Raw genomic sequence first — 21316 nt, 5'->3', positions numbered from 1 at the left:
CGTGCTCTGTTCAGTCGCAAGAGGGGACCCCCACATGAAAAAGCCTCTCGTCGGTGCACTCTTCGCGGTGCTGCTTCTCGGAGCGGGCATCGCACCCGCGACCGCGGCCACGAGCCACGGCGCGGCACCGGCAGCTCGCACCGCGGTCAAGGCCGAGAAGGCGGTACGGGCCAAGGCGGTCAACTTCGCCGGGACCGTGGCGCTCAGCAACTGCTCCGGCTCGGTCGTCCGCACGCCCTCCTCGCAGCCGGGCGACCCCGCCCTCGTGCTGTCGAACGGGCACTGCCTGGAGACCGGCTTCCCGGCCCCCGGCGCGGTCGTGTTCAACCGCTCGTCCAGCCGCAGCTTCACCCTGCTCAACGCCTCGGGCAGCGGTGTCGGAACGGTCCGGGCGAGCAAGATCGCGTACGGGACGATGACGGACACCGACATCTCGGTGTACCAGCTCACCTCCACGTACGCGCAGATCGAGAGCCGTTACGGCATCAAGGCGCTGGAGCTGAGCACCACGCACCCCGTCGCGGGCACCGCGATCACCGTCGCGTCCGGGTACTGGAAGCGCCTCTACAGCTGCAACGTCGACGGCTTCGTCTACCGCCTCAAGGAGGGGAACTGGACCTGGAAGGACTCGGTCCGCTACACCTCCGCCTGCCAGACCATCGGCGGCACCTCCGGCTCGCCCGTGATCGACAACGCCACCGGCAAGGTGGTCGCCGTCAACAACACCGGCAACGAGGACGGCCAGCGCTGCACGGACAACAACCCGTGCGAGGTCGACGCGAACGGGCAGGTGACGGTCCGCCAGGGCATCAACTACGCCCAGGAGACCTACGGCATCGCCGCCTGCATCGGCACCGGCAACGTCTTCGACCTGAACCGCGCGGGGTGTGCGCTGCCCAAGCCGTGATCCTTCGTACGTGAGAAGGGGCGGGGCCTTCGCGGCCCCGCCCCTTCGTCGCGCGTCCGGCGATTCAGATCTTGCGCCACCGCGCGTTGGCGAAGGAGAACAGGCCGAAGGCGACCAGGCCGACGGCTATCAGGGCCAGCAGCCACGGGCCGGCCGGGGTGGCGCTGAAGGACCGCAGGGTGTCGTCCATGCCCTTGGCCTCACCGGAGCGCGCCTTCACCGCTGCCGACACCGCGAAACCTCCGGCGACCGCGAAGACCAGGCCCCGGCTGACACCGCCGAAGACCCCCGTGGTGTCCACGGCCCGCCGCATGGCCGGGGACATGTCGTCCATCCGCAGGTGCTTGTGGAACTTGCGCAGGGCCGCGCGGCCCGCGATCCACAGGCCCGCGCAGGCGATGCCCACACCGGCCGCGCCCACCAGCCAGCGGCCGCCCGGCAGGTCCAGCACCTTGGCCGTGACGTCCTGCGAACGGGCGTCGCCCTTGCCGCTGCCGCTGCCCTTGTCACCGGCCGCGAACGACAGGACCGAGTAGGCGACGAAGCCGTAGAAGACGGCCCGGCCGCCGGAGGCCAGCCGCTTGGTCGCCTTGTGCCCGTCCGGGCCCGCCGCGCCGAACGCCGCCTCGGACAGCCGCCACAGGGCCATGCCCACGAGCGCGATGCCCAGGACCCACAGCAGGACGTGGCCGAAGGGCTTCTGCGCGATCTCCGCGAGTGCCCCACCCCGGTCCGCCTGCTTGCCGCCGCCGCCCTTGCCGTCGCTGTCGCCGCCGTTGAACGCGATGCGCAGGGCCAGGAAACCGACGAGGAAGTAGATGACCCCGCGTGCCACGAACCCCGCACGGCCGGCCGCCTCCACAGCTGTGCTGTTTCCCGCCTGCCGGGCCTTTCCCTGGCCCTTCGAGGCTGTCGCAGAGATATTCATGACAGCCGGTTGCCCTGGCGGCGCGCGGGGAAACTACACTGCGCCCGCCGCCGAGCGGACCGACCGCCCCGCCAGCACCTGGGTGCGCCGGCCGTCCTCGATCACGAAGCGGCCGTCGATCAGTACGTGCGGGATGCCCACGGGCAGGGTGCGGGGCGCCTCGAACGTCGAGCCCGCCGCGACCGTCGCCGGGTCGAAGAGCACCAGGTCGGCGCGGTAGCCCTCGCGTACGAGGCCCCGGTCGGGGAGGCGCAGGCGGGCCGCCGGGCGGGAAGTGAGGTGGGCGACGCACTCCTCCAGGGAGAGGATGCCCAGCTCGCGGGCGTAACGGCCCAGGTAGTGGGGAAAGGTGCCGTACGCGCGGGGGTGTGGCTTGTCGCCCTGGAGGATGCCGTCGCTGCCGCCCGTGTGCACGCGGTGGCGCATGATCTGCCGGACGTTCTCCTCGTGGCCGACGTGCTGGAGGATCGTCGTCCCGAGCCGGTCCTCCACCAGCAGCCGCCGCGCGGTCACCCAGGGCTCCTCGCCCCGCAGGGCCGCCGACTCGGCCACCGTACGGCCGACGTATCCGGCGAGGCCGGGGGTGCCGGTGCCCGAGATCTCGATGGTGTCCCACTCGATCGGCACCCCGTGGCAGCCGTCCGACCCCACGACCTCCAGGTCGTGCCGGATCCGGGCGGCCGTCTCCGCGTCGGCCAGCCGGGCCAGCACCGCTTCCGGGCCGCCCTCGCTCGCCCAGCTGGGCAGCATCGCGACGAGGGTCGTGCAGCCGGGGGTGTACGGGTAGGTGTCGAGGGAGATGTCGGCGCCCGCGTCGAGCGCGTCGTCCAGGAGGGCCAGGAGGTCGGGGGCGCGGCCCTCGTTGACCCCGAAGTTCATGGTCGCGTGGGCCAGGTGCAGGGAACAGCCCGCGCTGCGGGTGAGCCGCACCATCTCCTCGTACGCCTCCAGGGCGCCCGCCCCGTACGACCGGTGGTGCGGGCAGTAGTAGCCGCCGTGCGCGGCCACCACCCGGCACAGCTCGGTGAGTTCGGCGTCGTCCGCGTACATGCCGGGGGTGTAGGTGAGGCCCGAGGACATGCCGACCGCGCCCTCCCGCATGCCCTGGTCCACGAGTTGCCGCATCCGGTCCAGTTCGGCACCGGTCGCGGGGCGGTCGTCCCAGCCCACCGCGTACATCCGGACCGTGCCCTGCGGGATGAGGTAGGCGGCGTTGACCGCGATGCCCTGGCGGTCCAGGCGGTCCAGGTAGCCGCCGACGGTCCGCCAGTCGAAGTCGATGTCCTCGCCGTCGCCGTTCCACCCGGAGATGGAGCGGCGGACCTGGGCGAGCGTGCGGTCGTCCACGGGCGCGTACGACAGGCCGTCCTGGCCGAGGACTTCGAGGGTGACGCCCTGCGCGGCCTTCGCGCTGTGGTCCGGGTCGCGGAGCAGCGCGAGGTCGCTGTGGGCGTGCATGTCGATGAAGCCGGGGGAGAGGGCGAGGCCGTCGGCGTCCAGCGTGCGGTGCCCGGTGGGGCGGGGGCCGGGGGAGTCCTCGCGGTGGATCTCCGTGATGCGGCCGTCGGTGACGGCCACGTCGGCGCGGTAGGAGGGGGTGGCGGTGCCGTCGATGACGGTCGCGTCGCGGATGACGAGGTCCATGGGTGCCTTTCGGGGATCCGGGGAGCGGGGCTCCGCCCCCGGGCCCCCGCTCCTCAATCGCCGGAGGGGCTTGATGTGCTCAGAAGAACGTGCGGACGAAGTCGGTGACCGTGCCGTCCGCCTCCACCAGCGGGATCAGCTGCCACTTGTCGAAGCTGGTGCAGGGGTGGGACAGGCCCATCCCCACCCAGTCCCCGACCTCCAGGCGCGCGCCCTCGTCCGTGCGCACCCAGGTGTGCTGGTCGGACAGGCCGGTCACGGTGATCCCCTCGGCCGGGCGCACCGAGCCGTCCCGGCCCGAGCGCACCACCTGCGCCTCGGGCAGGTCCAGGTCGTAGGCCGCGTCCCGCTTGCCCGCGTTGAGGAACGCCTGCTCCGCGGACGGGCGCGACACGACCTGCGCCCACAGCCGGAACGCCGGCTGCAGCGCGCCCTCCTCCGGGACGCGGTTGAACGGCGTGAGGTGGCGGTAGTGGCCGTCGTCGTGCGAGACGTACGCCCCCGAGCGCAGCAGCTTGAGTACGGGGGCGGACAGCTGCGGGATCTCGGCGAACACGTCCGCCACCGCGTCGAACCACGCGCTGCCGCCCGCGCTGATCACGATGCGCTCGCCGGCCCCCAGCGCGCCGAAGCGGCCCGCCGCGTCGAAGTCCGCCGCCAGCGCGACGAGCCGGCGCAGCCAGGCCCGGACCCGGTCGCCGTCCGCGTCCGGGACCTCGCCCTCGTAACCGGCCACGCCGACGAGGCGGAGGGTCGGCGCCCCGGCCACCGCGTCCGCCACGGCGGCGCAGTCCGCCTCGGTCCGGGCGCCGGTGCGCGCGCCCTCGCCCGCGCCGAGCTCCACGACGACGTCCACCGGGCGGGAGGCGCCCGCCGCGCGCAGGGCCTCGTCCATCAGCTCGACCCCGCGCACGGAATCCGCGTAACAGACGAAGGCGAAGTCCGGGTCGGCGTCCAGCTCGCCCGCCAGCCAGCGCAGCGCGGCGGCGTCGACCAGCTCGTTGGCGAGGAAGATCCGGCCGATCCCGAAGGCCCGGTAGACCCGCGCCTGGTGGGGAACGGCGGCCGTGATGCCCCACGCGCCGTGCTCCAGCTGCCGGGCGAAGAGCTGCGGGGACATCGACGTCTTGCCGTGCGGGGCGAAGGCGAGGCCGTGGCGTTCCGCGTACGTCTCCAGGAGCGCGAGGTTGTGCTCGACGGACTCGGCGGACAGGGCGAGGACGGGGGTCGTGAAACCGCCGCCGAAGAGGTCGCGGCGCTCGGCCGCCAGGGCGCCGACGGTCAGCCCCTCGGCGTCGGGCGGGAGGCCCTTGAACCGGTGGTCGACCGGTTCGTCGGCGAGAGCGGTCACGTGGTGCGCGGCGGCCATGGGGTCTCCTCGGTCCGGGTCCGGTCATTCGGTATTGCAACATGTGCAACACCCATTGCGTATATCGCTCAGGGCTGTCTAACATCCGAGCCGACGCCCGGTCAATGGATGAGTGCCGGTGCCGCCGCCCGACTGTTGAGGAGCCCCGCGTGTCCGGAACGACGCCCGCCGATGTCGTGTGCCTCGGTGAGTCCATGGTGACGTTCCTGCCCTCACGGCCCGGGCGCCTCGCCGACGTGCCGTCCTTCGACCGGGGCATCGGCGGCGCCGAGTCCAACGTCGCCTGCGCGCTGGCCGCGGCCGGGCACCGGGCGGCGTGGGTGAGCCGGGTCGGCGCGGACGGCTTCGGCGACCACCTCGTGGAGGCGGTCGCCGCGTACGGCGTGGACACGTCCTTCGTACGGCACGATCCTTCGCGGCCGACGGGGATCTACTTCCGTACGGCCACGGACCGGGCCGCGGATGTCCACGAGGTGGCGTACTACCGGGCCGGGTCCGCGGCCTCCGCGATGTCGCCGGCCACCGTGCCGTGCGACGGGCTGCCCGCCGGGCGGATCCTGCACCTGTCGGGCATCACGGCTGCCCTGTCGGCGGACTGCCTGGCGCTGCTCCACGAGCTGACCGCTCCGCGCGTGGGGCGGCCGCTGATCTCGTTCGACGTGAACTACCGGCCGGGGTTGTGGCGGGGGAGTCCCCTGCGGTCCTGCTGGAGCTGGCGCGGCGGGCGGATGTGGTGTTCGTGGGGGAGGACGAGGCGGAGGCGGCGTGGGGGTCGTGGGCGCCGCCGCGATTCGGGAGGCGCTGCCGGAGCCGGGGGTGGTCGTGGTGAAGCGCGGCGCCGACGGCGTGACGGTGTTCTCCCAGGAACCGGGGCTCCGCCCCGGACCCCGCGCCTCAAACGCCGGCGGGGCTGATGAGGTCACCCACGTCCCCGCCCTCCGCGTGGACGTCGTCGCCCCCGTCGGCGCCGGCGACGCCTTCGCCGCCGGGTTCCTGTCGGGCACGCTGCGGGGACTCTCCGCGCGGGAGCGTGCAAGGCACGGCCACCTCATGGCCGCCGCCGTCCTCACCGTCCCCGGCGACCTCACCGCACCGCCCGCCCGCGAGCACGCCGACCGGCTGGCCGCACTGGACGACGACGCCTGGGGGAGACTGCGTCTCGGCCCCGGGTGGACGGGGGACGACACGGAGGTACGTACGACATGAGTCAGACCGTCGACCGGGCGCTCAGCATCCTGCCGCTCCTCGCCCAGGGGCCCGCCGACCTCGGACAGGTCGCCGACCGCCTCGGCGTCCACAAGTCCACCGCGCTGCGCCTGCTCCGTACGCTGCACGAGCACGGGCTCGTCTACCGGCAGCAGGACCAGCGCTACCGCCTCGGCGCCCGGCTGTTCGCGCTGGCGCAGGAGGCCGTCGAGAACCTCGACGTACGGGAGATCGCCCACCCGCACCTCGTCGAGCTGAACGAGCAGTGCGGGCACACCGTCCACCTCGCCGTGTACGAGGAGAACGAGGTCCTCTACATCGACAAGGTCGAGAGCCGCTACCCGGTCCGCATGTACTCGCGGATCGGCAAGCCCGTCGCGATCACCGTCGCCGCCGTGGCCAAGCTGCTGCTCGCCGACCTGAGCGAGACCGAGCGGCGGGCCATCGCCGACAAGCTCGACTACCCCATGTACACGCCCCGTTCGACGCCCGGCGCCGCCGCGTTCCTCAAGGAGCTGGCCGCCGTACGCGAACAGGGCTGGGCCACCGATCTCGGCGGCCACGAGGAGTCCATCAACTGCGTCGGCGCCCCCATTCGCGGCGCCGACGGGCGCGTCGTCGCCGCGATGTCGGTCTCCGCGCCGAACGTGGTCGTCACGGCCGAGGAACTCCTCACCCTGCTCCCCCTGGTCCGTCGGACCGCCGACACCATCAGCCGGGAGTACTCCGGCAGCAACCGACCCAAGAAAGTCTGATCAGCGATGACCGACAAGACCGCGCTCACCCCCAGCACCCACACCACCCCGCCCGCGAAGTTCTCGCACGGCGTGCGCAAGGGCAACATCCTCCAGGTCGCCGGCCAGGTCGGCTTCCTGCCCGCCGTCGAGGGCCAGGCGCCCACCCCGGCCGGCCCGACCCTGCGCGAGCAGACCCTCCAGACGTTCGCCAACGTCAAGGCGATCCTGGAGGAGGGCGGCGCGAGCTGGGACGACGTGATGATGATGCGCGTCTACCTCACGGACGTGGACCACTTCGCCGAGATGAACGAGATCTACAACGCGTACTTCGCCGAACAGAACCTCAAGGAGGCCCCGGCCGCGCGCACCACGGTCTACGTCGGCCTCCCGAAGGGCCTCCTCATCGAGATCGACGCCCTCGCCGTCCTGGGCTGAGCCATCCCCGTAATCCGCACCCCGCCCGGCACGGCGCCGTACATCCCCAAGGCGCCGTGCCGCGGTCCCCCCTGCCCAAGAACATGGACCAACAACGGAGTTACCCATGCAGCTCGCCGCAGGCCCCACCCCGCCCGAGACGCCACCCCACACCGGTGGACTCCTTCTCCTCATCGACGGCACCGCCGGTCTGCTGACCGTCGCCGTCCTCGGTATCGCGCTCCTCCTCTTCCTGATCATCAAGGTCAGGCTCCAGCCGTTCGTCGCGCTGCTCGCGGTCTCCATAGCCGTCGGCCTGGGCGCGGGGCTCTCGGTCACCGAACTCTTCGGCACCGTGCAGAAGTCCGCCGCCGTCTCCGTCATCGAATCCGGCATGGGCGGCATCCTCGGCCATGTCGCGATCATCATCGGCCTCGGCACGATGCTCGGCGCGATCCTGGAGGTCTCCGGCGGCGCCGAGGTGCTGAGCGCCCGGCTGCTGCGGCTCTTCGGTGAGAAGCGCGCCCCGCTCGCGATGGGCCTGACCGGTCTGATCTTCGGCATCCCGGTCTTCTTCGACGTCGGCATCTTCGTCCTCGCGCCGATCGTCTACGCCGCCGCCAAGCGGTCCGGAAAATCGATCCTGCTGTACTCCATGCCGCTACTCGCGGGGCTCTCCATGACCCACGCGTTCCTGCCGCCGCACCCCGGCCCGGTCGCCGCCGCGGGGCTGTTCCACGTCTCGCTCGGCTGGGTCATCCTGATGGGCGCCCTCGTCGGCATCCCGTCCGTGCTCGCCGCCTGGGGTTACGCCGCCTGGATCGGCAAGCGGATCTTCGTGGACGTCCCGCAGGACATGGTGGAGGCCGCCGAGGAGGCGAAGGCCGCCGTCGTCGCCGAGCAGCGGGCCGCCGGGGTCACCCCGCGCGAGGAGCCGGTCGCGCTCTCCACCGTGCTCGCCATCATCGGCACCCCGCTGATCCTGATCCTCGCCGCCACGTTCTCCTCGATCGCGATGGACCCCTCGACGGGCCGCTCGGTCATCGAGTTCTTCGGGAACCCCTTCGTCGCCCTGACGATCGCGCTGCTCCTCGCGTACTACCTGCTCGGCATCCGGCGCGGCTGGTCCCGCAAGTCCCTGGAGTCCGTGTCCACTTCCTCGCTGAAGCCGGTCGGAAACATCCTGCTCGTCGTCGGCGCGGGCGGCATCTTCGGTGCCGTGCTGAAGGGCAGCGGCATCGCGGACGCGCTCGCCGACACCTTCAACGACGTCGGCCTGCCCGTCATCCTGCTCGCCTGGCTGATCTCGGCCGTGCTGCGCATCGCCCAGGGCTCGGCGACCGTCGCCATCGTCACGACGGCGGGCATCGTGGTCCCGCTCGTGGAGAACCAGGGCTTCTCGCAGGCCCACCTCGCGCTGATCATCATGGCCATCTCGGCCGGCTCGATCATCGCCTCGCACGTCAACGACGGCGGCTTCTGGATGGTGTCGAAGTACTTCGGCATCTCCGAACGCGACACCCTGAAGTCCTGGACCGTGCTCGAAACCGTCCTGTCGGTCGCCGGATTCGCCGTCGCCGCGCTGCTCAGCCTGGTGATCTAGCCGTACGGGTACGAGTCAGGCGGCCGAGGCGCAGATGATGCTGCGCCCCTGATTGACCTGCCAGTACCAGAACCGCTCGCCGGGCCCCGCGGGACAGGTCCAGTTCTGGCCCTTCTTCGGGGCCCGGTAGAAGCCGGTGATCCGCAGGATCGACTGGCCCGCCTTGGGCACCTTGGACGCGTTGCAGCGCCACACCACCGTCAGGTCCGCGTTGGTCTCCCCGTTCACGTCGGCCGGGAAACACTGGCCCGCCTTGTACACCCGGTCCAGGCACAGCGTCCGCGTGATCCCGTCGTCGCCCGACCGGCTCCACCAGGTGAAACCGGCGCCCGTGTCGCAGGAGCCGGACGCGCCGGTGCGCGTGCTTACCCGGTTGACGTGCATGTACGCGTTCCAGGCGCCGCAGTTCACCCGGATCGGGCGGCTCGCGCTCATGTTGTCGTGGCCGTCGTTGTAGACGTCGAGGCAGTCGCCCGCGTGCACGGCGGCGAAGGCGCGGTCGGTGGAGTCCATGGTGGGCTTGGGGTGGGCGTCGGGGTGGGGGTCGGGGTCGGGGTCGGTGTCGGGTCTTCGGTGGCTGTGTCGTCGGTGTCGCCGGCCGACGTGTCCGTGTCGGCGGTCGTGCTGTCGTCCGCGTGCGTGTCCAGGTCGCTGCCCGAGGTGACGGAGCCGGACGCGCTGCCGCCCGACGAGGAACTTCCGCCCGCCTTCTCCCACGGCTGCCAGATCAGCAGCCCCGCCACGGCGACCAGGGCCAGCAGCCAGCCCAGGGCGGACGCGCCGGAGGACGACGAGCCGGTGCGCGGGCCCGCCGGGACGGGGGCCGGGGCGGGCGAGGTGGTCCGCGCCCGGGCCGCCCGCTCGGCGCGCTCCCGCTCGGCGCGCTCCCGCTCCGCGCGCTGCCGGGCCGCCCGCTCCTGCTCCGCGCGCTCGCGGTCGGCCCGCTCCTGGGCCGCCCGCACCCGCGCCGCACGCTCGGCCTCCAGACGGGCAGCTTCGCGGCGCGCGGCTTCGCGGCGCGCGGCCTCCGCGCGCTCGCGTTCCTCCCGCTCGGCCCGCACCCGGGCAAGGCGCTCCGCCTCCTCGCGCTCCGACTGCTCCCGCTCCGCGCGCTGCCGCTCGGCCAGCTGGGCCAGGGCCGCCATCTCGCGCCGGGTGCGGTCGCGGTCGGCCCGGGCCTGCCGCTGCGGCGAGTACACCAGCGTCGGGGGCGGCTTCGGCACCGCGCGCGTCCGCTGCGTCACGGTCGGGGTGTGCGACGGGCCGCCCGGGGCCGGGCCGCCCGCCCATTCCAGGCCCTGCTGCGCGTACGCGCCGATCAGCGCCGTCCAGCGCGGCGGCAGCCAGCGCGTGCCGCTCGTCGTCATCGGCAGCCCGGCCTGCTGTTCCCGGAAGCGGGCCAGCAGCTCGGCGGGGGTCGGGCGGTGCCGGGGCTGCACGGCCAGGCACGGCCGGATCGTCGCGACCAGCTCCTTGGGCAGCCCGGTGAGATCGAGCTCGCCGCGCTGCACCCGGGCCAGCAGCCGCAGCGTGTCGCCGTCCGCGCGGTAGGGCGCGCGGCCGGTGGCCAGCAGGAAGAGCGTGGCGCCCAGCGAGTACACGTCGGAGGCGGCCGTGGACTCCTCGCCGCGCGCCTGCTCCGGCGAGGTGAAGGCGATCGTGCCCAGCGTGAGGCCCGTCAGGGTGAGGTCGCTGGCGTGCGAGATGCCGAAGTCGATGACCCGGGGCCCGTCCAGCGGCAGCAGCACGTTCTGCGGCTTCACGTCGCGGTGGACGATCCCCACCCCGTGCAGGGTGACCAGGGCCTCGGCGGTGCCGGCCGCGATCCACCGTACGGCCGAGGCGGGCAGCACCCCGCAGGAGCGGGCCAGTTCGGCGAGCGAGGGCGCGGCGATGTAGTCGATGGCCATCCAGGGCCGCTCGGCGTCCGGATCGGCGTCCCGTACGCGCGCGGTGTAGGCGCTGTCCACCCGCTGGGCGACCGCCACCTCGCGGGCGAAGCGCCGCCGGTCGGTGTCGCTGACCCGGCCCTCCGCGAGGAGCGTCTTCACGGCGACGAGGTCCCGGCCGCCGGCCCGGGCGAGGTAGATGCGGCCCATGCCGCCGGACGCCAGCCGCCCGACCAGCCGGTACGGCCCGAGCGTCACCGGATCGTCCCCGCCCAGCGCTTCGATCCGCGCCCCGGCCATGTCACTCCCCCCGTCGCCCAGCACCGCGCCCCACCACGGTGCCACGTCCGGGCGCGCACAGCCATGCGGCGAGCCAACTCCCGTACACGACTGTTGCGTTACCGGTATCGAGGACCGGTATGCGCACGCAGCAGCGCCGCCGGGGGAGCGGCGGCGCTGCTGGTCATGGGGATGTGGTTTACGGGAGGCCGTGGACGTGCGGGCCGACCGCGTTCGACCAGGCGTTTCCGGCCGTGGCGTCCCAGTTGGTCGACCAGGTCATCGCGCCGCGCAGACCGGGGTAGGTCTTCGAGGGCTTGAAGCTGCCGCAGCTGGTGCCCTTGGCCAGGCAGTCCAGGGCCGCGTTCACGACCGACGGGGCGACGTAGCCGCTGCCCGCGCCCCGCGTGGAGGCGGGGACGCCGAGGCCGACCTGCGACGGGTCGAGACCGCCCTCCAGCTGGATGCAGGCGAGCGCGGTGAGGAAGTCCACCGAGCCCTGCGAGTAGACCTTGCCGTCGCAGCCGAGCATCGAACCGCTGTTGTAGTACTGCATGTTGACGACGGTCAGGATGTCCTTGATGTTGAGCGCCGTCTTGAAGTACTCGCCCGCGGTGGACTGCATGTCGATGGTCTGCGGGGCCATCGTGATGACGAGGCCGGAGCCCGCCTTCTGCGACAGCGAACGCAGCGCCTTCGTCATGTACGTGGAGTTGAGGCCGTTCTCCAGGTCGATGTCGACGCCGTTGAAGCCGTACTCCTGGATCAGCGCGTAGACGGAGTTGGCGAAGTTGGTCGCGGACGCGTCGCTGTTGACCGAGACCGAGCCCTTCTCGCCGCCGACCGAGATGATGACGTTCTTGCCGGCCGCCTGCTTCGCCTTGATGTCGGCCTTGAACTGGGCGACGGTGTAGCCGTTCAGGCCCGCCGAGTCGAGGTTGAAGGTGACGGCGCCGGGCGTGGTCGTCGCGTCGGCGAAGGAGACCGCGATGATGTCGTAGTTCGCGGGCACGTCGCTGAGCTTCTGGACGGTCGCGCCGTTGTTGAAGTTCTGCCAGTAGCCGGTGACCGCGTGCTTCGGCACCGAGGTGCCCGGGTTCGGGTTGGTGGAACCGGACTTGGCGGTCCGGCCGCTGACCGTCGCCGACTTCACGGACTCGCCGGCCGCGTTGGTGGCGGTCACCGCGAACTGGTAGGCGGTGTCGGCCGCGAGACCGGTGACGGTCGCGGAGGTGCCGGTGGAGGTGGTCGCCTTCACGCCGTCCTTGTAGACGGTGTAGCCGGTCGCGCCGGACACCGGGTTCCAGGAGAGGTCGAGGGAGGACGAGGTGGCCGTGCCGACCGCGAGTCCGGCCGGGGCCCCGGGGATCGACGGGCCGGGGTCGGTGCCGCCGCCACCGTCGGGGCCGGTGACCTGGACGTCGTCGGCGAGGTAGGCCGCCTGGCCGTACCAGCCGTGCGTGTAGACGGTGACGGAGGTGGTGTTCGCGCCGGTCGTGAAGCTGGTCTTCAGCTGCGTCCAGCCGGTGGAGCCGGGCGTCCACGTCGAGACGTCGGTGGTCCCGGTGCCGCTGGCGCCCAGGTACGTGTAACTGCCCTGGACCCAGGAGCTGAGCTGGTACGTCGAGTTGGGCTTGACGGCCACGGTCTGCGAGCACTTGGCGTTGTCCTGGCCGGCCGGGGTGGCCTTGAGGGCGGAGGTGCCGCCGTGCACGGGGGAGGAGACGGTGGTGCCGGAGTTGCCGGTACACGTCCAGTTGGCGAGGCCGGATTCGAAGCCGGCGTTCTTGGCGACGTTGACGTCGGCGGCTTCGGCGCTGGTCACGAGCCCGGTGAGGGTCAGGGCGCCGGCCGCGACGACGGCCATGGCGGAGCCGAGGAGCGGGCGGGTGCGGCGTCTTCCGCGGCTCGGGGCGGGGGAACGATCCACTTGCTGCCTCCGGGGGGAGTCGGGGATGGCGGGGGACGACACGGGGGTGCCGGGGGTGTGGAATCGATGAACGGTGGCCACCGCTGGCCGATAAACTGGTCCAGACCAATCAAGTTGTCAAGACCTCTGGCGGTCTCGGGTCCCGCCGGAGCCGCCGAACGCCTCATCACCCGTGTTCCGCAGGCTTCTTGAAAGTGTTCTCTGTCCTGCCGTACGTGGATAAAGTGCTCAGGCGGGAGCATCCGAGCGGAAGCACCCGGGGGAGCGAGTGCGGCCGTGCGCGGCGGCCCGAGGAACGGGGAGCGGCGTGCCGACAGCCATAGCAGTGACCGGTCCCGGCCTCGTGCTGCCTCCGCAGGACCGCCAGACGCCCCCCGCGGTCGTCCTGCGCGGCCCCGGCGAACAGTCCCTGGACCAGGCCCTGGACGACATGCGGCTCCTCCTGGAGCAGCACGGACACGTCATCGCCGTCTATCCGGCGGGCATTCCCGCCGCGCACGAGCGCCGGCTGCACACCGTCCGCGCGATCCTGGAGAGCGACCGCATCGCCCTGCTCAAGTCGGACCTGCCGCCGCTCGGTGTGGCCGTACTGGTGCGCCAGTTACGGCAGTTGTCCGTCTGCGACTTCAGCGCCGGGGTGATCGCCTCCGCCGCGCGGCTCCTGTCCCACTACGTGCACGCCGGGGCGCTGCTCCACTCCGTGGCCCGGCTCGACCGGGTGCCCGTCAGCCTCAAGTCGCACGCCAAGTCCTGGGTCCCCGGCTCCCAGTTCGGCGTGCTCGCCAACCCGGAGCCCCAGCTCGTCAGGGTCGGTACGGGGGAGCTGACCGGCCCCCGCTTCGCCACGCATCTCCTCGTCGCCCGGGGCCAGTCCCCGTCGGAGTGGGTGACCGGGACGCTGGCCCGCGCGTGGCAGGTGCAGACGGTGCACGAGGCCGTCCTGCCCGACGAGTCCCCCGGCTGGTGGGGCACCCCGAAGCTGATCGAGTTCGTGGCCTATCTGCCCGACATCTCACTGATCTACCAACTGGTCGCCTCGGTGCGCAGGGAGGTATGTACCTGGTGCGGAAACGAACTCATCGGCGACCGCTGCGGCCTCTGCAACGCCCCCTGCACCCGCCCGAGGACCGCACGCGCGGCCCCGCCGCCCTGAACCCCTGAGGTCCCCCGTACCGCAAAGACCGTCGGCCCCCATACCCCAACGAGGTCGCTCCGCCCATGAATTCACGGCAACGCCGCGGCGTCATCCTGCTCGTCCTGTCGGTCCTGTGCGCCCTCGCCGCCTTCGCCGGTGTGCTCTGGGTGATCGGTGACGTGAACTCGAAGGTGGGCCCCGAGGTGACCGCGTACCGGGTGAAGTCCACCATCGCGCCCTACAAGCCGCTGGAGGCCGACCAGTTCGAGAAGATCTCGATGCCCGAGCGCTGGCTCTCCAAGAGCGCCGTCACCGACCTCTCCGCGCTCCGCGGCAAGATCGCCGTCACCGAGCTGCACCCGGGCTCCCTGCTCCAGGAAGACATGCTGGTCGACCGCCCGAAGCTGAAGAGCGGGCAGCAGGAGATCGCCATCATGATCGACGCCGCCACCGGTGTCGCCGGCAAGATCAGGCCCGGCAACCTCGTCAACATCTACGCCACCTTCGCCGGGCGCACCGACAAGGAGAAGCCCACCTCGCGCGTCATCGTCGCCAACGCCCGGGTCATCGACGTCGGCCGGCTCACCTCGCTCGAACCCAAGCCGGAGGACCGCGGCGCCGGCACCACCGAGGCCGTGCCGATCACCTTCGCCCTGGACACCGACGACGCCCAGCGCGTCGCCTACGCGGAGTCCTTCGCCGAACACGTACGCCTCGCCCTGCTCCCCGCCGGCAGCCCGACCACCCTGGGTCCGGGCGAGGGCAGCTACGACCTCGACGAAGACAAGAACAAGTGAGGACCGGATGAGCACACGCATCCTCCCGGCCGTCGGTGACGCCGACGCCGCCCGCGCCGTCTCCGGGCTCCTCGGCCAGCTCCCCGACGCGGAGCCCGCCGCCCCGCTCGGCGACTCGACCTCACTGCTCGACACCCTCGCCCGGCTCGCCGCCGAATCCCTGGACGAGCTGCCCGAGGTCGTCCTCGTGCACGAACGGATCGGCCCCGTCCCGGCCCTGGAGCTGATCCGGGAAGTGGCCCTGCGCTTCCCGGCCGTCGGCGTCGTCCTCGTCACCGCCGACACCAGCCCCGGGCTCTACTCCGCCGCCATGGACTCCGGCGCCCGCGGCCTGGTCGGCCTGCCCCTCTCGTACGAGGAGCTGGCGCAGCGCGTCCAGGCCGCCTCCGGCTGGTCCGTGGGCGTCCGCCGCCACCTCGGCGCCGGGGCCGAGCTGCACACCGGACCCGGCGGCACCGTCGTCACCGTCAGCGGCGCGAAGGGCGGCGTCGGCACCACGGTCACCGCCGTCCAGCTCGCCCTGGCCGCCGCCGCCTCCGGGCACACCGTCGCACTGGCCGACCTGGACCTCCAGTCGGGGGACGTCGCCTCCTACCTCGACGTGCAGTTCCGCCGGTCCGTGGTCGACCTCGCCGGCATCCAGGACATCTCGCCGCGGGTCCTCCAGGACGCCCTGTACAACCACGAGTCCGGCGTCGCCCTGCTGCTCGCCCCGGCCGACGGGGAGCGCGGCGAGGACGTCACCGACCGGGTCGTACGCCAGACCGTCAGCGCCCTGCGCCACCGCTACGAGGTCGTGGTCGTCGACTGCGGTACGTACATGAACTCGGCCAACGCCGCGGCCGTCGAAATGGCTGACCGCACCGTCCTCGTCACCACCCCGGACGTGATCACCGTCCGGGCCGCCAAGCGCATGGTCCGGCTCTGGGACCGGCTCCAGGTCCGCAAGGCCGAGGAGACCATCACCCTCGTCAACCGGCACACCCGCCACACGGAGATCCAGCCCGCGCTGATCGAGAAGATCACCGCCACCAAGGTCGCCCGGATCGCCGTTCCGGCCAACTTCAAGGAACTCCAGGGCGTCGTGGACGCCGGACGCCTCCAGGACCTGGACGCCAAGTCCACCGTGAAGCAGGCCCTCTGGGGGTGGCCGCAGACCTCGGTCTGGTCAAGAACGCGGAAGCGGCCGCCCGAGGGGGCAGGCTGAAGGGTGAGCGCGGCCCGTCGGGCGGCCGGCGGGCGCGGGCGAAATGAACACCGAGGGGGAGTGCAGCGCCATGAACCTCTTACGCGCGGACGTGCGCCGTGACGCCCGCTCCGACCGGGGCCAGACCGCCATCGAGTTCGTCGGCACCCTGCCCCTGATCCTCCTCACCCTCGCCCTGCTCTGGCAGGCGGGGCTCGTCTGCTACACGTACATCCTCGCGGGTAACGCCGCCGACAAGGCCGTCCGGGCCGCTGCCGTCGCGGAGGGCAGCCAGGCCGCCGCCTGCGCGCGGGCGGTCCGCGAGGACGTCCCCGGCGGCTGGAGCGCCCATGTGGTCAGCTGCGGCGGCTCCGGCGAGCTGGTCAGCGTCAAGGTGCGCGTGGACGTGCCCCTGCTGTTCCCCGGGGCGTTCAGCGTGCCCATGCACGCCACGGGCGAGGCCAGCGCCCGGAACGAACGGCGGGACTCATGGTGACCCGCCGCCGTTCCGGCTCCCGGCAGCGCGGGCAGGCCGCCATCGAGTACGTGGGTGTGCTCACCCTGCTCCTCGTCGTCGCGCTCGCCGTGGCGCAGCTCGGCATCGCCGTTTACGCCGCCCAGCAGGCGGGTACGGCCGCGCGGGCGGCGGCCCGGGTGGCGTCGACGGAGGACCAGCAGGGCCGGGCGGGCGCGGTGGCCCGGGCATCCATGAGCAGCTGGCTCGCGGACGGGGCGACCGTCAGCACCGGGGCCGGCGCGGAATCGGTGACCGTCACCGTGCGGGTTTCCATCCCCGCGCTGCTGCCGATGTTCTCCTTCGGCTCCGTCGAGAAGAGCGCCACGATGCCGAGCGACTGACCCGGAACCGACCATGCGGCCACAGGAAACGAGGGAGTCGATCACATGAGCCTGCGGGCGCGCATCACCAGCCCCGAACCCGCGAACGGGATGAGCGAGGAGAGCCGGCTCGTCGGCGCCTACCGCGCCAAACTGCTGGAGGAGATCGACCTCGCCGAGATGTCCGCCCTCGCGGCGGCCGACCGCAGGGCCCGGCTCGAACGCGTCCTCGGCCACATCATCAGCCGTGAGGGCCCCGTCCTGTCCTCCGTGGAACGCTCCCAGCTCATCCGCCGGGTCGTGGACGAGGCACTGGGCCTCGGCATCCTCGAACCGCTCCTGGAGGACGCCTCCATCAGCGAGATCATGGTCAACGGGCCCGAACAGGTCTACGTGGAGCGCGGCGGCCGCCTCGAACTCCTCCCGATGCGCTTCTCCTCCAACGAGCAGCTGATGCAGACCATCGAACGCATCGTCTCCACGGTCAACCGCCGCGTGGACGAGTCGAATCCGATGGTCGACGCCCGGCTCCCCTCCGGCGAGCGCGTCAACGTCGTCATCCCGCCGCTCTCCCTGTCCGGCCCGATCCTCACCATCCGGCGCTTCCCCCGCGCCTTCACGCTCCAGGAGATGATCGCGCTCGGCTCGCTGGACGAGCCCATGCTGCTGCTGCTCGCCGGCTTCGTCCGCGCCAAGTTCAACGTGATCGTCTCCGGCGCCACCGGCACCGGCAAGACCACGCTGCTCAACGCGCTCTCCGGGCTGATCCCCGACGGCGAGCGCATCGTCACCATCGAGGACTCCGCCGAGCTGCGGCTCCAGCAGTCGCACGTCATCACGCTGGAGAGCCGGCCGCCCAACGTCGAGGGCAAGGGCCGGGTCACCATCCGCGACCTCGTCCGCAACTCCCTGCGCATGCGGCCCGACCGCATCATCGTCGGCGAGGTCCGGGGCGGCGAGACGCTCGACATGCTCCAGGCCATGTCCACCGGCCACGACGGGTCCCTCGCCACCGTCCACGCCAACAGCGCGGAGGACGCGCTGATGCGGCTCCAGACCCTCAGCTCCATGTCCGAGGTCGAGATCCCGTTCGCCGCGATCCACGACCAGATCAACAGCGCCGTCGACGTCATCATCCAGCTGACCCGGCACGGCGACGGCTCCCGCCGCGTCACGGAGATCGCCGTCGTGGACTCGTACGGCCGCGAGGACTACCGCATCGTCTCCGTCTGCCGCTTCGACGCCCTCCCGATGGCGGCGGACGGGCGCGTGTACGGGCAGTTCGCGTACTTCCCCGTGCCGCGCCGGGTCGCGGACCGCTTCTACATGGCGAACGAGACGGTCCCGCCGGCGTTCGGGGTCGCCCATACGGACGAGCAGCTGCTGACCCGTACGCCGACGGCCTGACCCCCTCACCCCCGCCCCTCGTTCGGAAGGCGCTTCCCGACATGGACAACCTGCCGCTCCTGACGGTCGGCGTGACCCTGATCGCCTGTGTGCTCGCCGTCATCGGCCTGCATGTCTACGCCTCCGGCAGGGAACAGCAGCGGGCGCTCATCGACCGCCTCTCCCGGACCGGCCCCCGGCGATCGAGGGGCGCGTCCGGCGCTTCCGGTCCGTCGACCGCAGGCTGCGCCGGACCGCCCTCGGCAAGCGGATCGAGCGGAAGCTCGCCGTCACCGGGCTCGACCTGACGCCCGGCGAGTACGCGGTGTACGTCGTCGCCGCCCTGCTCGGGCTCTACTTCGTCACCGCGGCCGTCTTCGCCTCGTTCTTCGGGCTCCTCGCGGTCCTGATCGGCGCCTGGGGCGGCAACGCGTTCCTCAACTGGCAGCGCGCCAAACGCACCGAGGCGTTCATCAGCCAGCTCCCCGAACTCACCCGCGTCCTCGCCAACGCCACGCAGGCCGGACTCGCCCTGCGCACCGCGATCTCCATGGCCGTCGAGGAGCTGGACGACCCTGCCCACGAGGAGCTGCGCCGGGTCGCGGACCGCCTGGCCATCGGCCACTCCCTGGACGACGCCCTCAACGAACTCGTGGAACGGCTGCCCTCCCGGGAGCTGACCGTCCTCGTCTCCACCCTCATCCTCTCCAACCGGGCGGGCGGCACCATCGTCTCCTCGCTGCGCAACCTCACCAACACGCTGGAGGAGCGCAAGGAGACCCGGCGCGAGGTCACCACCCTCCTCTCCCAGGTGAAGGTCACCGCCGTCGCGGTCCCCGTGCTCGGGCTGCTCTTCCTGCTCCTCATCAACACCATGCGGGGCGGCGCGCTGGACGACATGGCCGCCGCGACCCCCGGCCGCATCGCGATCGTCGTCGCCGCCGGGCTGTACGCCCTCGGCTTCTTCCTGATCAACCGCCTGACGCGCGTCCGCATCTGAGGGCCGGAAGGACACCCATGGAGATCCTGCTCGCCGCCGTCCTGGGACTCGCCGTCCTCGGCGTCTTCCAGGGCGTGCGCATGTACCGCGCGGACGCCAAGCTCCCCGGCGACCTGGCGCTCGCCCTGGAGGTCGGCGCCAGCCGCACCAGCGCCGCCGGCTCGGCCATCGACCGCATCGGCATGCGGTACGCGCCACGGGTCCTGTCGCTGATGGGCCCCAGACGGGTCGACCGGATCCGCCGGAAGCTCGACATGGCGGGCAATCCGCGCGGCCTGACGGTCGACCGCTACGCCGCCCGGCGCGCGGTCTTCGGCGGGCTCGGCATCCTCGCCGCCCTGGCGATGCTGATGAACGGGCAGGTGGTGCTGGCCGTCATCCTGCTCGTCTACGGCCTGTTCTGGACGGACGTGATCATCCGGGCGGCCATCGCCCGCCGCAAGGACGACATCGAGCGCACCCTGCCCGACTTCCTGGACGTCCTCGCGGTCGTCGTCTCGGCCGGCCTCGGCTTCCGGCAGGCGCTGGAGCGGGTGGCGGAGAAGTACACCGGGCCGTGGTCGGACGAACTCCGCATCACCCTGCGCCAGATGGACATGGGCGTGAGCAGACGCGACGCCTTCGACCAGCTCCGCCGCCGCAACGAGTCCGAACAGGTCTCGATGTTCGTCTCCGCGCTCCAACAGGGCGAGGAACTGGGCGCGCCCATCGTGGACACGTTGATCCAGATCGCCAACGACATGCGCCGCACGGACGCCCAGAACGCCCGCCGCAAGGCCTCCAAGGCGGTCCCGAAGGCCACACTGATCGTCACGAGCTTCATGCTCCCGGGCACGATCATCCTGATCGCGGTCGGGTTCTACTACGCCGCGAACGTGAACATCAACGAGATCTTCGGCAGCTGAGCCCAAGTCAGCAGATCGGTCACTACGAAATGCCGCGCACCGGGGCCATTTGTGGGACATTCGGAGCTGAGCGGGCGGGAGGTGAAGGTGATGGATGTGATCGCGCCGGGCATATCCCATCAGCGGATCACCGCCGCTTTATTCATCGGCATCGACCAACGACCGATTCCCGGTCGGTCGAAATCGGAGGGGGCACCATGACGGACATGATGCTGCAGGCTGTTGTCACCACGCGGACGTACGTCAACGGCTGGAAGAACACCGTCATGGAGGCGGTCAAGCGCCGCAGCGACAAGGGGCAGGGTGCGATCGAGTATGTCGGCATCACCATCCTCGTGGTCGCGATCGTGATCGCGCTGATGAGCACGAACCTGGGTACGACGATCGCCACGAAGTTCAAGGCGAAGATCGACTCCGTTCTCAACGGCGGTTCCGGCGGGGGATCGAAGGGGTGAAGCGCGAGTCGGGGCAGGCCACGCCGCTGTACATCGCAGCGGTGACCGGCCTGCTCTTCGTCGCGTTGATCTTCCTGGCTTTCGGCGAAGCCGACATCCAGCGCAATGGTGCGCAGAGCGCGGCCGATGCCGCGGCGCTGGCGGCGGCCAAGGAATCGCGCGGCCTGCTCGCTCCGGATCTGGAGGCTCACCTCACGGACCCCGACTACCTGGACTCCGTGTTCAACGCCGCCTTCGTCGGAGTGACCGGAGACGCCTGCGGGAAGGCAGCGGACTTCGCCGCACGGAACAGGGCGAGCGAGGTTCGGTGCCGGCCACTGGCCGACGGCAGGTGGGGCTATGAGGTCAGCCTGAGGTCCGACAAGGGCATGAGCACGAACGTCATTCCGGGCAGCGCGGGAAAGAAGGCGACAGCCGTGGCCGTGGCCGTCGTCGAACCGCGCTGCACGTTCATTCCGGACCCGGGCAGTGACCCGGACGAAGATCCCAGCCCCGACCCCAGCCCGACCCCGGACCCGGACGCGCCGGATACGCCGGATAAGCCGATCGGCAAGGTTCGCTGTGACGGTGGCTTGGAATGGGGGATTGATCCCGAAGGAACGGAACCCATGCCCGACATGGCCGATTTCTTTTCCGTCCATCTGGCCGAAAACTGACCGATCGCGAGTGAACGCAAAGGAACTGGAGCAATGAGTATTCGGTACGTGAG

18 protein-coding genes and 3 pseudogenes are annotated in these 21316 nt (G+C 71.6%); 15 read left to right on the top strand and 6 right to left on the bottom strand.

Features of this window, described 5'->3' with window-relative positions:
* Positions 1 to 34: 34 nt before the first annotated feature.
* Positions 35 to 907, top strand: coding sequence for a S1 family peptidase (locus tag NEH16_RS11470; RefSeq protein WP_265541803.1), 873 nt, complete (start codon positions 35 to 37; stop codon positions 905 to 907).
* A 64-nt stretch (positions 908 to 971) separates the two neighbouring features.
* Here the strand turns inward: NEH16_RS11470 and NEH16_RS11465 are convergent, their stop codons facing one another.
* The 3 genes from NEH16_RS11465 to NEH16_RS11455 form a co-directional block, all read right to left on the bottom strand.
* Positions 972 to 1835 carry a DUF1206 domain-containing protein gene (locus tag NEH16_RS11465; protein WP_265541802.1) on the bottom strand — a complete coding sequence of 288 codons (864 nt, stop codon included), beginning with the start codon at positions 1833 to 1835 and terminating at the stop codon, positions 972 to 974.
* Between the two features lie 33 nt (positions 1836 to 1868).
* Positions 1869 to 3479 (bottom strand): N-acyl-D-amino-acid deacylase family protein, encoded by a 1611-nt coding sequence (locus NEH16_RS11460; RefSeq protein ID WP_265541801.1) that lies wholly within the window; start codon positions 3477 to 3479, stop codon positions 1869 to 1871.
* A gap of 79 nt (positions 3480 to 3558) precedes the next feature.
* Positions 3559 to 4848: an alanine racemase gene (locus NEH16_RS11455; protein WP_265541800.1), complete on the bottom strand. Its 1290-nt coding sequence runs from the start codon at positions 4846 to 4848 to the stop codon at positions 3559 to 3561.
* A gap of 194 nt (positions 4849 to 5042) precedes the next feature.
* Here NEH16_RS11455 and NEH16_RS11450 point away from each other — a divergent pair.
* From NEH16_RS11450 to NEH16_RS11435, 4 genes and pseudogenes are all read left to right on the top strand, one after another.
* Positions 5043 to 6054: pseudogene (locus tag NEH16_RS11450) on the top strand (sugar kinase).
* Positions 6051 to 6809, top strand: a complete 759-nt coding sequence (locus tag NEH16_RS11445; protein ID WP_265541799.1) for an IclR family transcriptional regulator — start codon at positions 6051 to 6053, stop codon at positions 6807 to 6809. The pseudogene NEH16_RS11450 and the gene NEH16_RS11445 overlap by 4 nt, the downstream one beginning before the upstream one ends.
* A 6-nt stretch (positions 6810 to 6815) precedes the next feature.
* Positions 6816 to 7226, top strand: a complete 411-nt coding sequence (locus NEH16_RS11440; protein WP_018100981.1) for a RidA family protein — start codon at positions 6816 to 6818, stop codon at positions 7224 to 7226.
* Between the two features lie 106 nt (positions 7227 to 7332).
* The gene (locus NEH16_RS11435) at positions 7333 to 8808 is read left to right on the top strand and encodes a GntP family permease (protein ID WP_265541798.1); all 1476 of its coding nucleotides are present in this window, start codon (positions 7333 to 7335) and stop codon (positions 8806 to 8808) included.
* A gap of 15 nt (positions 8809 to 8823) precedes the next feature.
* Here NEH16_RS11435 and NEH16_RS11430 read toward each other — a convergent pair whose 3' ends face one another.
* The 3 genes from NEH16_RS11430 to NEH16_RS11420 form a co-directional block, all read right to left on the bottom strand.
* The gene (locus NEH16_RS11430; RefSeq protein ID WP_265541797.1) at positions 8824 to 9321 is read right to left on the bottom strand and encodes an LppU/SCO3897 family protein; all 498 of its coding nucleotides are present in this window, start codon (positions 9319 to 9321) and stop codon (positions 8824 to 8826) included.
* Positions 9240 to 10997: a serine/threonine-protein kinase gene (locus tag NEH16_RS11425; RefSeq protein WP_265541796.1), complete on the bottom strand. Its 1758-nt coding sequence runs from the start codon at positions 10995 to 10997 to the stop codon at positions 9240 to 9242. Before NEH16_RS11425 ends, NEH16_RS11430 begins: the two co-directional genes overlap by 82 nt.
* Before the next feature lie 178 nt (positions 10998 to 11175).
* Positions 11176 to 12843 carry a chitinase gene (locus NEH16_RS11420; protein WP_265547150.1) on the bottom strand — a complete coding sequence of 556 codons (1668 nt, stop codon included), beginning with the start codon at positions 12841 to 12843 and terminating at the stop codon, positions 11176 to 11178.
* A 370-nt stretch (positions 12844 to 13213) separates the two neighbouring features.
* Between NEH16_RS11420 and NEH16_RS11415 the strand changes: the two genes are divergently transcribed.
* The 10 genes and pseudogenes from NEH16_RS11415 (at position 13214) to NEH16_RS11370 (ending at position 21263) form a co-directional block, all read left to right on the top strand.
* Positions 13214 to 14059: a hypothetical protein gene (locus NEH16_RS11415; RefSeq protein ID WP_265541795.1), complete on the top strand. Its 846-nt coding sequence runs from the start codon at positions 13214 to 13216 to the stop codon at positions 14057 to 14059.
* A 65-nt stretch (positions 14060 to 14124) separates the two neighbouring features.
* On the top strand, positions 14125 to 14838 hold the full coding sequence (gene cpaB / locus NEH16_RS11410; RefSeq protein WP_073964234.1) for a Flp pilus assembly protein CpaB: 714 nt from the start codon (positions 14125 to 14127) through the stop codon (positions 14836 to 14838).
* A gap of 7 nt (positions 14839 to 14845) precedes the next feature.
* Positions 14846 to 16092, top strand: a pseudogene (locus tag NEH16_RS11405) (AAA family ATPase).
* 23 nt (positions 16093 to 16115) lie between these two features.
* Positions 16116 to 16520 carry a TadE/TadG family type IV pilus assembly protein gene (locus NEH16_RS11400; protein ID WP_265541794.1) on the top strand — a complete coding sequence of 135 codons (405 nt, stop codon included), beginning with the start codon at positions 16116 to 16118 and terminating at the stop codon, positions 16518 to 16520.
* On the top strand, positions 16514 to 16882 hold the full coding sequence (locus NEH16_RS11395; RefSeq protein ID WP_265541793.1) for a TadE/TadG family type IV pilus assembly protein: 369 nt from the start codon (positions 16514 to 16516) through the stop codon (positions 16880 to 16882). The genes NEH16_RS11400 and NEH16_RS11395 overlap by 7 nt, the downstream gene beginning before the upstream one ends.
* Positions 16883 to 16927: 45 nt before the next feature.
* Positions 16928 to 18268: a CpaF family protein gene (locus NEH16_RS11390; RefSeq protein ID WP_265541792.1), complete on the top strand. Its 1341-nt coding sequence runs from the start codon at positions 16928 to 16930 to the stop codon at positions 18266 to 18268.
* Between the two features lie 41 nt (positions 18269 to 18309).
* Positions 18310 to 19247 (top strand): annotated as a pseudogene (locus NEH16_RS11385) (type II secretion system F family protein).
* Between the two features lie 17 nt (positions 19248 to 19264).
* Positions 19265 to 20152 carry a DUF5936 domain-containing protein gene (locus NEH16_RS11380; protein WP_265541791.1) on the top strand — a complete coding sequence of 296 codons (888 nt, stop codon included), beginning with the start codon at positions 19265 to 19267 and terminating at the stop codon, positions 20150 to 20152.
* Positions 20153 to 20358: 206 nt separating this feature from the next.
* Complete coding sequence (locus NEH16_RS11375) at positions 20359 to 20607, top strand: hypothetical protein (RefSeq protein ID WP_374215665.1); 249 nt, start codon at positions 20359 to 20361, stop codon at positions 20605 to 20607.
* Positions 20604 to 21263: a pilus assembly protein TadG-related protein gene (locus tag NEH16_RS11370; protein WP_265541790.1), complete on the top strand. Its 660-nt coding sequence runs from the start codon at positions 20604 to 20606 to the stop codon at positions 21261 to 21263. Before NEH16_RS11375 ends, NEH16_RS11370 begins: the two co-directional genes overlap by 4 nt.
* The last annotated feature ends 53 nt before the right edge of the window (positions 21264 to 21316 follow it).

This window comes from Streptomyces drozdowiczii, assembly GCF_026167665.1.
In the GTDB taxonomy this organism is placed as follows: Bacteria; Actinomycetota; Actinomycetes; order Streptomycetales; family Streptomycetaceae; genus Streptomyces; species Streptomyces drozdowiczii_A.
This window is presented reverse-complemented; position numbering and strand designations above follow the sequence as displayed.